This is a genomic window from Janthinobacterium algoris, assembly GCF_051380935.1.
Taxonomy (GTDB): Bacteria; Pseudomonadota; Gammaproteobacteria; order Burkholderiales; family Burkholderiaceae_D; genus Janthinobacterium.
The window spans coordinates 94797-110965 of the sequence record NZ_JBNYXZ010000021.1 but is presented as its reverse complement, the minus strand read 5'-3'; the positions used below and the strand labels follow the sequence as shown (position 1 = coordinate 110965).

The window sequence follows — 16169 nt, the reverse complement described above, 5'->3', positions numbered from 1 at the left end:
TGCGATGCGAAAAGCCACCATGAATGTGGTTGGCCGGCGCGAGACGGGCAGCCGAACGGCATCGACTCAATGACCAGGCGGAAACTTACATGAACACACGCGGGCGCAGTGGCAAGGAAAATCAAACGATACGCAAACAAGATCGGGTATTCAGGCTGGTACCGTTGGCGCGGGCCATCGCGCTGACACTGGTCGCCGGCGCGGTAACGCTGCCGGCCCATGCGCAGCGCACGTTCAGTCCGGCATGGTTTACCGACAAGGGCGGGGTCAGGGACACGGCGTCGCAAACGGGCCGGCTGCCCAACGGTCTGCCTGCAGCAAACCTGACGAGCCCGCTCGGACAGCAGCAGAAAGCCAACGAGCAACTGCAGCGCTCCATCAGCAATCTGAACCTGGCCGCGCGCGGCATCGCGGCGCAGCAGTCGGCCCAGGCCGCCGCCCGTCTGGCGGCCGCCAAGGGTGCATCCGTCCCCGATGGCATGACCGAGGGTGGCCTGAAAATCGACACCAACTCGCTGACTGCGGGCTGGCACAATGCGAATGCCCCGGAGCTTTCCCAGGTCGACGGTCGCACCAATGTCGCCATTCAGCAGACCGGCGACAAGGCCATCCTGAACTGGGAGACTTTCAATGTCGGGCGCAACACCACGGTCGAGTTCAGGCAGCAGAAAGACTGGGCCGTCCTCAACCGCGTCAATGATCCGAACGCACGCCCCTCGCAGATCCAGGGCCAGATCAAGGCCGATGGCACGGTGCTCATCGTTAACCGCAACGGCATCGTCTTCAATGGCGGCAGCCAGGTCAACACGCGCAATCTCATCGCCGCCGCCGCCGAGATCGGCGACGGCCAGTTCAAGACCCACGGCATCTACACCGCCAACGCCAGCCAGCCCGGCTTCACCAACGCCCAGGGCAAGGTAGAGATCCAGGCCGGCGCCCGGATCGCCACACTGGCCCCGAAGACTTCCACCGAAGGCGGCGGCTATGTCCTGCTGCTTGGCAAGGAAGTGCACAACGCGGGGGACATCGCTACGCAGAAAGGCCAGACCGCGCTCGCGGCCGGCGACAGCTTCATCATCAAGAAGGGCGTCGGTACCGACGGCAACCAGGCGTCGACCACGCGCGGCAACGAGATCACCGCACAGTTCAACACCGACAGCCTGTCGGGCAAGGTCGGCAACACCGGCCTGATCCAGGCTCGCCACGGCGACGTGACCATGCTGGGGCGTGACGTCCAGCAAAACGGTGTGGTACTGGCCACCACCAGCGTCAACACCCGTGGCACCGTGCACCTCAACGCCATCGACGCGGATGGCAAGGTTGCCTTCGGCCAGGGTGCCATTACCGCCGTGGTGATTGAAGACGACGGCAAGACGGCCCTGGACAGCCAGCGCGACGGCTTGCGGGGACCGGCAATCACGACGCCCGAGAACATCGTGGCCATCACCGACCGCCGCGACCAGTCCCGCATCGAGATCAGCAGCAGCGGCACGGTTGACTTCCAGAGCGACTCCCTGACCTTGGCCACCGGCGGTCAGATCGTCATCCATGCAGCCCAGCGCAGCCTAATGCGTGAGCGCGCCCGGATCGACGTTTCCGGTGCCGTGGGCGTGAACCTGGCCATGGAATCGAACAACGTCAAGGTTAACGTCCAGGGCAACGAACAGCGCGATGCGCCGCTCAACCGGGATGGCAAGACCCTCAACAGCAACGACGTGTGGATCGACCGCCGCAGCCTGGTGTTCGTACCCAAGGGCACGAACGGCTACGCCACCGACCGCTGGTACACCGCGGGCGGCCTGCTGGAGGTCGGCGGCTACCTGGGCACCCAGGGCCACACCGTGGGCGAATGGATGGCGCAGGGCGGCACGCTGAGCTTTGGCGGCAACGATGTGGTCACGCAAGCAGGCTCCAGCATCAACCTCTCAGGCGGCACGCTCAATGTGCAGAGCGGTTTCATCAGTCAGACTTGGCTCAAGGGGGCGGATGGGCGGCTGTACGACGTGAACAAGGCGCCGGGCGACCAGCGCTACACGGGCGTCTACAAAGGCTACGAGGACAAGCACGAACGCTGGGGCGAAAAGGCGACCGGCTATTACTACAACCCGCTGATCGGACAGCAGCGCCGGCTGGAAAGCGGCTACACGGTGGGCCGCGATGCCGGCCTGCTGGTGATCGGGACGAAGAGCGCGGTGATCGAGGGCGACATCGCGGGCGACACCGTCCAGGGAAGCCGCCAGACGCAGGCGGCGCAGGCCGGACTCGACGGGTATGACCAGTCGCAGATGGCGGTGGCGCGCGGCGGGCAGTTGGTGATCGGCAGCTACGGCGCCCTCTACGACAAGAACAGCGGCCTGATGCACCGCCGGCTCGACACTGCAGGCGTGAAGGACGTGGTGTTGACAGACACGGCCGAACGCATCGCCGCCGGCCTCGACCTTACGGCGGCGCTGCCCGCCGCGCGCCAGGATAACTTGACCCTGGACACCACGCTGCTCAACGGCTTCTCGCTGGGCGCGGTGCGCATCGCGGCCACGAACGCGATCACGGTGGACTCGGCGCTGACGCTGGGCAATGGCGGCGACATCGCGCTCTACGGCCCGAAGGTCGCTGTGAACGCGGACCTGACGGTGCACGGCGGCAGCATCCGCCTGGGCGACACGCTCGCGCAGGCCAGCACCAACTACCTCGATGACACCACGCAGATCACCACGCCCGAAGGCGTGCGCGCGGGCGTGGCCGTGGCTCAGGGCGTGACGCTGGACACGCGTGGCCTGTGGAGCAAGCTGCATCTCGATCCGGCCGGCACCGGCAACATGGCCTGGCGCAACGGCGGCAGCGTGTCGATACGCAGCAGTGGCGACGTGCAACTGGACGAAGGCAGCATCATCGACGTGTCCTCGGGCGCGGCCTTGCTGGCCAACGGCACCTCGCAGCAAGGCGGCAAGGGCGGCGACATGCGGCTGCAAGCGAATGCGCAGACCGGCGGTGATGGTGTGCTGGCGATCGATGGCGCGCTGCGCGGCTGGGGCACCTCGGGCGGCGGCACGTTGAGCCTGCAGGCCGGGCGCATGCTCGTCACGGACGAATCGGTGGCTGCGGCTGATGCCGGCACGTTGGTGCTGGCTGGCAACTTCTTCGACAAGGGTTTCAGCCGCTACGAACTCATCGGTGACCGCGGCCTCACGGTGGCCGACGGCGCGAAGGTCGCGGTGACGATGCCGGTGTTGCGCGTGACCCCCGAGGCCAAGAATGTCGCGACCGGCGCTGAGGCGGGCAAGGCGCTACAAACCTGGACGCCGCCGCTCTACACCGAGGATGCCGTCAAGGGCGTGCTCACGCAGCGCGCCGGTGCGAGTCTGAGCCTGCAGGCGGGCACGGCGCAGACCCTGGCGGCCGACCTGCCGACCGTGGCTGCGGTCATCGGTCAGGGTGCGCAGATCACGGTCGATCCGGGCCAGGCCATCGACGTGCGCAGCGTCGGGCAGCTCACGCTGCAAGGCCGGCTGCAGGCGCACGGCGGCAGCATTTCGCTGAAGAACCTCGACCTCACGCGCATGGAGCAGGAGCACGCCGTGGACGTGGCGCACAGCCGCTCGATCTGGCTCAGCGAGCAGGCGGTGATCGACGTGTCCGCCACGCCCGCGACCGGGCTCGATGCGCAGGGCCGGCGCTACGGCATCGTGCGCGACGGCGGCAGCATCGTGATCGGCGGCGAGATCAGGGAAAGCGACGGTTCGGCCACGGCCGCCAACGGCTTCATCATTGTGCGCGAGGGCGCCATGCTCGATGCCTCGGGCACCGCCGCCGTGCTCGACATGGGCGATGCCGGCCCGGTCGCGGTCGCGAGCCGCGGCGGGCGCATCACGCTGGCCTCGAACAACGGCCTCTACCTCGACGGCGAACTGCGGGCCCGCTCGGGCGGCGCGGGCGCGGCCGGCGGCACGCTGCAAGTCGCGCTGGAATCGCCCGAAGTGCGCACGAGTTCCGGCCCGGCGCAGTACACGCTGGCTGAGAACGCGGTGCGCAACTACCGCGACCTGGTGGTCGGCAGGCTGCAGGGGCCGTCGGACCTGCCGGCTGGACTGGCCCCCGGCGCGGCCGATGCGATGCTGGTCTATGGTCACGGTCGGCTGGGCGTCGACACCGTCACACGGGGCGGCTTCGATAATCTCGCGCTGCTCAGCGCGGGCGGCATCAGCCTGGAAGACAACGCCAGCCTGCGGCTCGGCCAGAGCCTGTCGGCCTACGGCGCGCTGATGCTGGCCAACAACGCGCGCAACGATGCGCACATCACGCTGGAAGCGCCCTACGTGCGGCTGGCCGGCATCACGCAGAGCTTGGCGTTGGACGTGACCCGAGGTCGCTTCGGCGTCATCGGCACCGGCGACTGGCTACCCTCCGAGGCGCATCTGGCGGTGCATGCCGGCCTCATCGACGTGCGCTCGTCGGTTCGAATGTCTGGTGTCAACGGCGATATACCGATAGCGTCCGACAGCGACACGCCGGAAAACCCGGGCAGCATCAGGGTGGAGCGGCGCGGTTTCGGCCAGACCACGCTGCAAAGCGACGGCGACTTGCGCTTTCTGTCCGACGTGCCGGCCTTGACCAACGGCATGCCGACGACCAGCCTGGCCACCCCAGGCGACCTCACGCTGCGGGCTGGGCAAATCTACCCGGCCATTGGCGTCTCGGCCTCGATCCAGGCGGGTGTGCTGCACGACGGCACTTATGCACCGGATCGCGTGCTGCGCATCGAAGGCAACGGTCAAGCCGCGCCGGCGGTACCCTATGCGGCCTTCGGCGGCCTGACGCTCGGCGCCGCGACCATCGAGCAGGGCGGCGTGCTGCGCGTGCCGCTGGGCAGCCTGCGCATCGGCGACGCAAACACCACGCGGGTCGACTTCCTGCCTGGGAGCCTGACCTCGGTCAGTGGCAACGGCCTGCTGATGCCGTATGGCGGCACGGTTGACGGCTTGAACTACCTCTACGACGGCACGCAGGTCCAGTTGATCGGCGTGGGCGGCGCCGGCTCGTACGGCCAGACACTGACGGTCGGCCTCACGCTGGGCGGTGCGAGCGCCAATGTGCAGCCCGGCGCGGTGCTGGACCTCTCGGGCGGCGGCGAACTCAAGGGCTTTGGCTTCATCGGTGGCCGCGGCGGCTCGACCGATGCGCGCTACCACCCGCTGGTGCGTACTGCGGCCGATGGCAGCTTCAGCCTGCCCGGTCTCGCGGGCAACCCGGTATATGCCGTCGTGCCCGGCGTGCAAGCCCCGGTCGCCCCGGTGGGCGGCGAACGTGGCGCGGTCGACCCGCTGATCGGCCAGCAGATCACGCTGGGTGCCGGCGTGCCGGGCCTGCCTGCGGGCACCTACACGCTGATGCCTTCCACTTATGCCCTGATGCCCGGCGCCTTCCGCGTCGAGCTCAACGGCAGCGCCGGCCAGGGCGCGGCGCAGCCCGGCAGCGCGATGCGCAACGGCTCGTGGTCGGCCGCCGCGCGGCTCGGCATCGCCCATACCGCCATCGGCGATATGCTGTTCCGCCAGGCGATCCTCACACCGGCCGAGGTGCTGCGCACCTACTCGCAGTACAACGAGACTTCGTTCAACCAGTTCATCGTGAGCGACGCCGCGCGCCTCGGCGTACCGCGCGCGATGGCACCGGCGGACGCGCGCACGCTGCTGCTGGCCCTCACGCCGAACACCGGCGCCGGTGTCGATGCCTTCCGTTTCGACGGCATCGGACGCTTCGACGCGGCCAAGGGCGGCTACGGCGGCACGGTGGCTTTTTTTGCTGGATCTGGGGGGCCTGAAAGTCAGATCGAGGTCGTGCGCGGTGGCGCGAAGGCCACCGCCGGTTTCGAGGGCGTGACGCTGAACGCTGATGCGCTCAATGCGATGGGTGCCTCGCGGCTCATGCTCGGCGGTCTGCAGTACGTGACCTACGGCCCGGGCGGACGTATCGTGATGTTCGGCACGGGCACGAACAGCCTCACGCTGCGCCAGGGTGCGGTACTGTCGGCACCCGAGGTGTTCCTGCTGGCCGATGCCACCAACACCGATAACGCGAGCCACCTCGTGATCGAGCAGGGCGCGGCGATCCGCACGCTGGGCAAGGGCCGCGCAGCCTATGACTCGGCCGATGGATTTTTCTACGCGGGTACGGCCGGCAATCTGGTGGCCGTGTCCAACGGCGTGCTCAGCATGCTGCCGGGTCTGCCGAGCGTGGACTTGCTAGGTAACCGCAGCCTGCAGATCGGCACATGCACCGTCGCGCCCTGCGCGGGCCAGGCCGAGCTGTATTCCGAAGGCACCATCGCGCTGTCCACGCCCGACCGTTTCGTGCTCGACGACTCGGTGCGCTACGGCACGCGCAACCTCACGCTGGCGGTGCAGGGCATCAACGTCGGCGACAGCGCGGCGCTGGCCGACGCGGCCGCGCGCAACACGCTGCCTTCCGGCTTGGTGTTGAACCAGAGCGTGCTCGACCGCCTGCTGCGCGGCGACACGCGGTACGGCGCCCCTGCGCTCGAGACGTTGGAACTCAACGCCAGCGGCGGCCTGCGCTTCTTCGGCAGCGCCTCGCTCGACACCATCGACCCGGCCACCGGAAAATCCACGCTCGCGCGCCTGGTGCTGGGCACGCCCGCCATCTATGGCGCGGGCGCTGCCGGCGATGTGGCGACCATCCGCACCGGCCACCTGATCTGGACCGGATCGACCGTGGCGCCCGGCGCCGCAGTCACGGGCGGCGCCGGCACCGGCAGCGGCACGCTGGCCATCGAGGCAGGAACCGTCGAATTTGGCTATGGCCCAGGCACGCAAGCCGAGGGCGCCAGCGATGACGCGCGTCTGGCGCTGGGCTTTGCCGATGTGCGGCTCACGGCCAGCGACCGAATCACGGCCAACAACAAGGGCAGCCTGTCGGTCTACCAGTCGCAAGGCGCGTATGAAGCCGGCAACGGTTATGCCTACAGCGGCGGCAACCTCAGCATCGACGCGCCGTTGGTGACAGGCGCGGCGGGCTCGGTCAACCGCATCACCGCGGGCGGCGATCTGCGCGTGACCAGCACAGCCCCGGCAATGATGCCGGTCGCCGACGCCGCACTCGGCGCGGAACTGCGCCTTGCGGGCCGTGACGTGATCGTCGACGCCACGCTGGCGCTGCCCAGCGGCAAGCTCGTGATCAGCGCCGACAAGGACCTCACGCTGACCGGGCGCGCGCGGCTCGACCTGGCCGGCCGCAAGATCGATTTCAACGATGTATCCAAGTACAGCTGGGGCGGCGACGTCACGCTCGAAAGCCTGGCCGGCAATGTGCGCCAGGCTGTGGGCTCGGTGATCGACCTCTCGGCGCGGAACAACCGCGCCGGCACGCTCAAGGCGCTGGCGCTGGGCGACCAGGCGGGCGTAGTCGACCTGCAGGGCACGATCCGCGGCGGCAGCACGGGGCGCTACGACGCGGGTGGCACCCTGGTGCCCTATCTGGCGGGCGGCGTGGAGATTCGCGCGCAGCGCCTGGGCGAATCCGGTACGCTCGACAGCCAGTTCGCATCGCTCAACCAGCGGCTCAACGAAGGCGGCGTGTTCGGCACGCGCACCTTCCAGCTCAAACAGGGCGACCTCGCCATCGGCGACGGCCTGAAGGCCGGCGAGGTCAACGTATCGGTCGACAACGGCAGCCTGACGGTCAACGGCACCGTCGATGCCAGTGGCGAGCGCGTGGGCCGCATCTACCTCGCGGCGAAGAACGCCCTGACGGTGGCGAGCTCGGCCATGCTTGATGCGCACGGCACGCTGCTGCGCGTGGACAGCTACGGCAAGATCATCGATTCGCCCAACCGCGCCAGCGTCGACCTGAGCACCCAGGGTGGCGTGCTGACGCTGGCCGACGGCGCACGCATCGACCTGCGCCATGGCACGGCCGCGACCCTGGGTACGCAAGCGGGGCAGAACGACGGCCGCGCACGCGGCACGCTCGAACTCTCGGCGCCGCGCATCGGCGCCAACGGCTTGCCGGGCATCAACGGGGCATTTGACGCGGCGGTCTACGGCGACATCGCCATCGACGCGCGCGGTGCGCTCGACATCCGCGGCGCTCGCTCCATCGCGGTCAACGCCATGCAACGCTACGACGACGCCCCGCTGGTCAGCTCGCCGGCCGCCAGCGGACGACCCTACCAGGAGATCACCCAGACCTGGCTGAAGGACAAGCACGACCACAACAACGATTTCATCGATGCCGCACTGGCGCGCGCCAGCCTCATGACCGGCAAGCTTGCCGGCCTGCGCAACCCGGCCTATGCCGACGCCTTCCATCTGCGTCCCGGCATCGAGATCGTGAGCAATGCCACAACCAACCCTGGCGGGGACATCGTCGTGTCCGGTGATCTGGACCTGTCGGGCTACCGCTACGCCAGCGTCAACCCGCACACGCAAAAGACCGGCGTCTATGGCTCGGGCGAAGTCGGCAACTTGCGCATCCGCGCGGCCGGCAACCTCGATATCTATGGCAGCATCAACGACGGCTTCGCGCCGCCGCCCGCCACGCAGGACGACAAAGGCTGGCTGTTGCTTTCGGGAAAAAATCTCTTCGGCGCCGACACGGTGATCCCGCGTGCCGGCATCGTGCTGGCCGATGGCACGGCGTTCGAAGGCGGCAACGCGCTCAATTTTGACCTGCCGATACAGTCGGTTGACTTTGCCGCCGGCACGCTGATCCCCGTGTCCAGCGCATTGACGGCGGAGATGCTGCTTCCCGCCGGGACTGTGCTCGCTGCCAACGTGCGCGATGCCTCGGGCCAGATTATTCACGCGGCCGGCAGCATCGCCGGCGAAACCATGACGCTGCCACAAGGCACGCGCCTGGACGCGGGCACGCGCCTGCCGGGCGCCACCACGCTGGACGCGCTGGTCTGGCCCAAGGGCGTCGCGCTACCGGCCGTACGCGCGAAGTACCTGATGCAGGGCGACACGGCCTTGCCCGTGGGCGCGCTGCTGCCTTCTTCGACCAACATCAAGCTGCCGGGCGACGCCAAGTCGGTCGAGCTCCGTCCTGGCGGCGCGGGCCGGCTGTGGGGCGTGGCCGCGATGCTGCCGGAAGGCTCGCAGTCGTGGTCGCTGCAACTGGCGGGCGGCGCCGACCTCGCTGCGGCCGACCCGCGCACGTTGCAGCAGAACCCCGCAGCGGGTGTGCTGCGCATGGCCGACACCCACTACGGTCTGTTTGCCAAGGCGCTGCCGTTCAAAGGCGCGTTCGCATGGACATCGCTCGCGGCTACCGCTCTGGGCTTAAAGGCAGGCGTAGAAATCACCGATGAAGTCGCCCGCCAACTCATGGGTGGCAAGTACCAGACCGCTACGGCGCTGTGCGCGGCGAACGGGGCCTATTGCACGCCGGTCTACGCTTTCAAATGGTCGCAGAGTGGGGCCAATGCGGTAAAGAATCCCGCTTTTGCGGATACGCCGATACTCGATGCGGTTGTCGCCAAATCCACCAACGGCGCGTACAAGACTGCCGCAGCGCTGTGTGCGGCACGCGTCAGCTATTGTGTGGCGCTGCCCGTGAATGTGTATTATGAGTATCTGCCCGGCAGCACCCGCTTCAGCGTGCTGCGCACCGGCGCCGCCGACCTGGACCTGCGCGCGGCCGGCAACCTGGGCATGAACTCGCTCTACGGCATCTATACGGCCGGCGCTTCGTCGCAGGTCACGCAGGCCGGCGACCCGTATAACCTGCCGCGCGTGGTGGGCAGCAGTGGCACGGTGCTGAGCGACAAGAACAAGGGTTACGAGAAGTTCGTCGATGGCGGGGCAGAGAGCCTGGCGCGCGCCTGGTACCCGGCCGGCGGTGGCAACCTTACGCTGCAGGCAGGCGGCAACCTGACCGGCGAGACGGCGCAGGCCATCACCTCGACCGGCGTCGGCCGCCCCAACCCGGCCGATAAGGGCGTGACGACCAACGACACCGCCAACTGGCTGTGGCGCCAGGGCAGCGGTAGCACGCTCGGGGGAGGCAACGATCAGGCTGCGGCCTGGTGGATCAACTTTGGCAGCTACGCCACGCGCGGCACGACCGACACGCTGCTGGGTTTCACCGGTTACGGCACGCTGGGCGGAGGCGACCTGCGCGTGGACGTGGGCGGCGACGCGGGCCTTGTGTCCAAGCGGGGGGAGGCCGTTCGCACCGGCACGGTCAACCTGCGCAGCGACGGCCTGGTGCTGGCCGTGGGCGGCACCGGCCGCGTGCTGGCCGATGGCAGCCTGGCGCTCACGGGCGGGGGCGATCTGAGCCTGCGCGTCGGCGGCGCACTCAATCCCCTGGCGCTCGATCCCTTGAACGACATCCAGACCAACGCCGTGCTCAACGGCGCCGTCGTCAACCTGCGCGGCGACGTGCAGATGCAAGCCGGCGCGATGGGCACCCAGTCGCTGCGCTATGCGCAGTACACCGGCCAGCTGTCCGAACGCGACCCCCGGGCGATAGATCCGTTCTCGGCCGGGCGCGCGGTGGCGCAGGGCGGCATGCTGCTGATGCCGGGCGATGCGAGCTACCAGCTGAACACGCGCGGCGACCTGGTCGTGACGGACGCCAACGATGCGGGGCGTGCCGTGATTCAGAACCGTACCCCCTTCATGGTGGACGCGGCCAAGGGCAGCGGCGACAGCTGGTTTACGCTGTGGACGCCGAACACCGCCATCCGCCTGTTCTCGGCCGGCGGCGACCTGACGCCGCAGATGGCTAACCTTGGCGCGCTCCCGACCGACATGGCGAACGTCTACCCGTCGATCCTGAGCGCGGTCGCTGCCAGCGGCAGCCTCTACTACGGCAGCATGGCCACGGACAGAACGACAGAGGCGACCGGCGCGCTGGTGCTCGCGCCATCGGCCAACAGCTTGCTGGAGTTTCTTGCCAGCGATTCGATCCATGGCGGCGGCTACACCGTGAGCCCCTCGGGCGCGGCCGAGAGTGCCATGGCCACGCCCTTCCATCCGGCTTTCCGGGGCACGCTGGCGAACGGCACAGTTGTGAGTAATCTCGCCCAGGCCGGCAACCTCATCGAAAATGGCAGGCCATTGTTCGCGCTGGGCGCCAACACTGTTTCGGCAGGCGGCGAACATGGCAGCGAACCGGTGCGCTTCTATGCCCTGCACGGCGACTTGGTGGGCGTGGCCACGGGCCGCATCAACGTCTTTGCGTCCAACGACCCGACACGCGCTGGCCAGACTTATTACGAGGCCGGGCAGCCGGTGTGGATGATGGCCGGGCGCGACATCGTCGGTAGCGGCACGCCCATCGGCCAGGCCCTGCGCATTGATACGAGCTTGGGCGCGCTCTATGAAAGCTCGGGCAACCTGTTCGCGCACAACAACCCGACCGACGTGTCGGTAGTGTCGGCCGGTCGCGACATCGTCTACAGCAGTTTTAACGTGGCCGGCCCCGGCACGCTGGAGATCACCGCAGGGCGCCACATTCAGATGGAAGACCGTGCGGGCGTGAGCAGCCTTGGCCCGGTGGTGCCGGGCGATAGCCGGCCCGGTGCAAGCATCTCGATGCTGGCCGGCGTGGGCGCGCACGGCCCCGACTACAAGGGCTTCCTGGCGCGTTACCTCGGCGAAGGCAACCGCGCCCAGGCCGGCCGACCGCTGGCCGACCAGCCGGGCAAGGTCGTCAAGAGCTACGAGGCAGAGCTGGCCAACTGGCTGGCCGACCCTGCCCACGGCCTGGGCTTCAAAGGTACGGCCGGCGAGGCGCAGGCCTTCTTCGACGCGCTGCCGGCGACGCAGCAACGCATCTTTGCGCGCCAGGTGTACTTCGCCGAACTCAAGGCCGGCGGGCGCGAGTACAACGATGCGGACGGCGCGCGCTTCGGCAGCTACCTGCGCGGACGCCATGCCATCGCGGCGCTGTTCCCCAAGGGGGCTGCGGATGGAACGCCGATCAACTACAGCGGCGACATCACGATGTTCCGCGGCAAGCTCGGCGCCATGCCGCGTAGCGGCTTCGTACGCACGCTGTTTGGTGGCGACATCGAGCTCATGACGCCGGGCGGCCGCCAGGTCTACGGCATCGAGGGCGAGGCACCGCCGTCCGACTCGGGCGTGATCACCCAGGGGGCAGGCGACATCGCGATCTACTCGCGCGGCAGCATCCTGCTGGGCCAGAGCCGCATCATGACGACCTTCGGCGGCGCCATCATGGGCTGGTCGGGCGAGGGCGACATCAATGCGGGCCGGGGCGCCAAGACCACCGTGGTCTACACGCCGCCCAAGCGTGTCTACGACCAGTGGGGCAACGTCACGCTATCGTCCGACGTGCCAAGCACGGGTGCCGGCATCGCCACGCTGGCACCGATTCCGGAAGTGCCGGCCGGCGACATCGACCTGATCGCGCCACTCGGCACCATCGACGCGGGCGAAGCGGGTATCCGCGTGTCGGGCAATGTCAATCTGGCGGCCTTGCAAGTGGTGAATGCGGCCAATATCGCCGTCAAGGGTGCGTCGATGGGCATGCCGAGCATTGCGGCGGTGAATGTCGGCGCATTGAGCAATGCCAGTGCCGCAGCGTCGCAGGCGACGGCCGCCGCGCAGGACGTTCTGCAACGCGAGCGCAGTGCTGCGCGTCAAAACCTGCCGTCGATTTTCACGGTGCGCTTGATCGGGTTTGGCAATGAGCCGATGGAGAAAGAGATTGAAGCACCGCCGCCAGCTCGGGCCGGGCTGCAGTCATCTCACGGCGTTCCCTACGACGCTGCCAATCCGGTGCAGTTCGTTGGCGTCGGCCGCGACTTTGACGCCAAGCAGCTGGCACGCTTGAGTCCCGAGCAACGACGTCAGTTGCAGCAGGGCCGCTAGGCCAGTGGCATGCAGCGGCATGACCCACCTGTTACCTGCCCGTGCAGGGAGCAGGATGGGGCGCTCCATGCACTCGTTTTGCATAGGTCGCTGTTTCCCCCTTTGCTGCTGACGTTGCGCTGCTCTCAGGGCTGCGCGGCTTGCGGAAGAACACCGAGGTATACCCGTCATGAACCCGAGTACCCTGGATGGCTTGAAGGCGTCCAATGTTGCCGATGAGATCATCGGAGACTCATTCAGCGAGACCGGTCACGGCATCGTGCTGGGCGATTTTCTGGCGGTGAACTACGCCCGCCTGCATCGCCGATTGTTGCGCAATCTCGGTTGTCCCGACCTGGCCAGTGACTGTCTGCACGACGCCTGGCTACGATTGGCGGGCACGAGCGTCCCTGTGTTCGTGCAAAACCCGAACGCCTATGTCTACCGGGTAGCTTGCAACGTCGCGATGGATCAGCTGCGCGGCACGCGCTCCTCGCAGCACGACGATGAGGCTGCAATCGAGGATCTGACTGACCCGGCCCCCGGTCCGGACCTCATTGCTTCGGCCCGCTCCGATCTGGCCGCAGTCGAGCGCGCGATGCAGCGCATGCCGTATCGGCACCGTTCTGTTCTGGTTGCCCTGAGGATCGAAGAAAAGACGCGCCAGGAAGTCGCGGACGAGTATCAGGTTTCCCTGACCAGCATCGATACGATGCTGCGCCAGGCTCTGGATCACTGTGTCCAGGAAACCGGGCAGAATGCGATCGGGGGGATCAGCCAGTCCCGGCGCGGTTTCTCGCGCCGCTGGCAGGCCAAGGTGCTCGCCGCAGAGCCCACTGCGATGGCGCGCGAACGAAGCTGCATCCGGCACTGACAAGCAGGGCACGGCATTCATGGCGCCGAGGGCATCTTCTGTGCGCCTACAGCAGGGAAAACGGCGACACGTGCCTGCTTGGGCTTGACCTGCGTACAGGCACGAGCGAGGCCGGTGGCATTTGCTAGTCGCGCTCGCGTCAGTGACTTGACTGACCTGTCAGTCCCCGTTTTCGCCATTCTATCCCCCGATTTCCGTCCCCTGTCGCTGTAATCAACCTGGCGATACCGCTTTGGCCTATGATTTACTGGCACATGCACGTGTGAAGTTTCCCTTCATTCATCAACCATGAGGTGTCCATGATTCGCTATGTCCTGCCTGTCCTGTTGTTCGCCAGCGTACTGCCGGCGCACGCGCAAGCCCCTGTCAAGGAAACGCCGCTGATCGAGCGGGCCAAACTGTTTGGCAATCCCAGCAAGTCCGGTGGCAAGCTCAGTCCCGATGGACGGTGGCTGTCGTGGATCGCACCGCGCGATGGCGTGCTCAATGTGTGGGTGGCGCCGGCCAGCGACCTGGCGCAGGCGCGCCCTCTCACCGAAGAGAAGGTGCGGCCCATCCGCAGCAGCTTCTGGTCGCCCGATTCGAAAACCCTGCTGTTCATCCAGGACAAGGGTGGCGATGAGAATTTTCTGCTGTACGGCGTAAATGTGGCAAGCGGCAAGCAGGTCAGTTACACACCGTTCGAGAAGACCCGCGTGCGGATCGTCCAGATCAGCAGCAAGGTCAAGGACCGCATCCTCATCGGTGTCAATAACCGCGATGCGCGCTGGCATGATGTGTACAGCCTGGACCTGGCTAGCGGCAAGCTGACCCTGGTGCAGCAGAACGATGGCTATGGTGGCTACCTGGCCGATGAACTGCTCAACTTGCGCATCGCCAGCAAGGCGCGCACCGATGGCGGCATGCAGTATTTCCGCCTGAAGGAGGGCAAGGTCGAGAGCACGCCGCTGGTCGAAGTCGACCTGGAAGACTCGCAGACCACGGCGCCGCTGGCCTTCACGGTCGATGGCAAGACCTTGTACTGGACCGATTCGCGCGGCCGCAATACCTCGGCGCTGCTGGCGCAGGACGTGGCCAGCGGCAAGAGCACGCTGGTGGCGCAAGACCCGCGTGCCGATATCGCCGATGCGCTGTACGACACGCGCACGGGGCGGGTGCAAGCTTATACGGTCAATTATTTGCGGCAGGAATACCTGCCGCTGGCGGACGACCTGAAGGCCGACCTGGCCTTCCTGAAGAAAAACACCCAGGGTCAGTTCACGGTGACTTCGCGCACGGATGCCGACGACAAGTGGCTGGTGAGCGTCGACGCCGTCACGGCGCCGCCATCGAGCTGGCTGTATGAGCGCAAGACCAAAAAGCTCACGCGGCTGTACGTGACGCGCCCGGAACTGGAAGGCGCGCCGCTGGTGCCCATGTATCCGCAGCAAATCAAGGCGCGCGATGGCCTGACTCTGGTGTCTTACCTCACCTTGCCGCAGGCGTCGAAGGCAAACGCCGGCGGCGTGCCATCGCAGGCGGTGCCGATGGTGCTGCTGGTGCACGGTGGCCCGTGGGCGCGCGATACGTATGGCTACAACGGTTACCACCAGTGGCTGGCCAACCGGGGCTATGCGGTGCTATCGGTGAATTACCGTGGTTCGACGGGCTTCGGCAAGCAATTCATCTCGGCCGGCGACCTGCAGTGGGGCCGCAAGATGCATGACGACTTGCTCGATGCCGTGCAATGGGCCGTAAAGAGCGGCGTGACCAGCGCCGACAAGGTGGCCATCATGGGCGGCTCGTACGGCGGCTATGCCACCCTGGCCGGTATGGCGTTCACGCCGACGACCTTTGCCTGCGGCGTTGACATCGTCGGCCCGTCGAACCTGTTCACCCTGCTGCAAACCATTCCGCCGTATTGGGAAGCGGGCAAGCAGCAGTTCTACAAACGCATGGGCGACCCGACCACGGAAGAAGGCAGGGCGCTGCTGAAAGAGCGTTCGCCGCTGAACTTTGCGCAGAATATCCAGCGCCCGCTGCTGATCGGCCAGGGGGCGAACGACCCGCGCGTCAACGTGGCTGAATCGGACCAGATCGTGGCGGCCATGGCGGCGAAGAATATCCCCGTCACGTATGTGCTGTTCCCCGACGAAGGGCATGGCTTTGCCCGGCCCGTGAACAACATCGCCTTCAATGCGGTGACGGAAAACTTCCTGGGCCTGTGCCTGACTGGCCGCGCGGAACCGATCGGCGCCACGCTGAAGGCGTCCACCGCGCAGGTCAAGCACGGTGCCGAGTTTGCGCCGGGTTTGCTGGAGGCGATGCGCTAAGAGCCTATCCCATTAGTGAGCGTCTTCTGCTGCAAGTTCATCAGGAGCGCGGACAAGGCGTGAGGAGGACGCGTGGCGAGCCACGCGACGACGAGCAACGCAGTCCCCGCTTCTGAGGGACGACAGCGGAGGATGTATTCATCT

At 67.1% G+C, this 16169-nt stretch carries 3 protein-coding genes; all 3 read left to right on the top strand.

Going from position 1 to position 16169, the window contains the following annotated elements:
- Positions 1-89: 89 nt before the first annotated feature.
- The 3 genes from ACQ4W7_RS24895 (at position 90) to ACQ4W7_RS24885 (ending at position 16025) form a co-directional block, all read left to right on the top strand.
- Positions 90-12860, top strand: a complete 12771-nt coding sequence (locus tag ACQ4W7_RS24895) for a filamentous hemagglutinin family protein (protein WP_436534070.1) — start codon at positions 90-92, stop codon at positions 12858-12860.
- Positions 12861-13029: 169 nt separating this feature from the next.
- Positions 13030-13713, top strand: a complete 684-nt coding sequence (locus tag ACQ4W7_RS24890) for an RNA polymerase sigma factor (protein ID WP_426070746.1) — start codon at positions 13030-13032, stop codon at positions 13711-13713.
- 299 nt (positions 13714-14012) lie between these two features.
- Positions 14013-16025 (top strand): S9 family peptidase, encoded by a 2013-nt coding sequence (locus ACQ4W7_RS24885; protein ID WP_436534068.1) that lies wholly within the window; start codon positions 14013-14015, stop codon positions 16023-16025.
- Positions 16026-16169 lie beyond the last annotated feature (144 nt).

Excerpts from the sequence above, each read along its gene's own strand:
- ACQ4W7_RS24895 (WP_436534070.1), top strand. The coding sequence starts at position 90 with ATGAACACACGCGGGCGCAGTGGCAAGGAAAATCAAACGATACGCAAA.
- ACQ4W7_RS24885 (WP_436534068.1), top strand. The coding sequence starts at position 14,013 with ATGATTCGCTATGTCCTGCCTGTCCTGTTGTTCGCCAGCGTACTGCCG.
- ACQ4W7_RS24890 (WP_426070746.1), top strand. The coding sequence starts at position 13,030 with ATGAACCCGAGTACCCTGGATGGCTTGAAGGCGTCCAATGTTGCCGAT.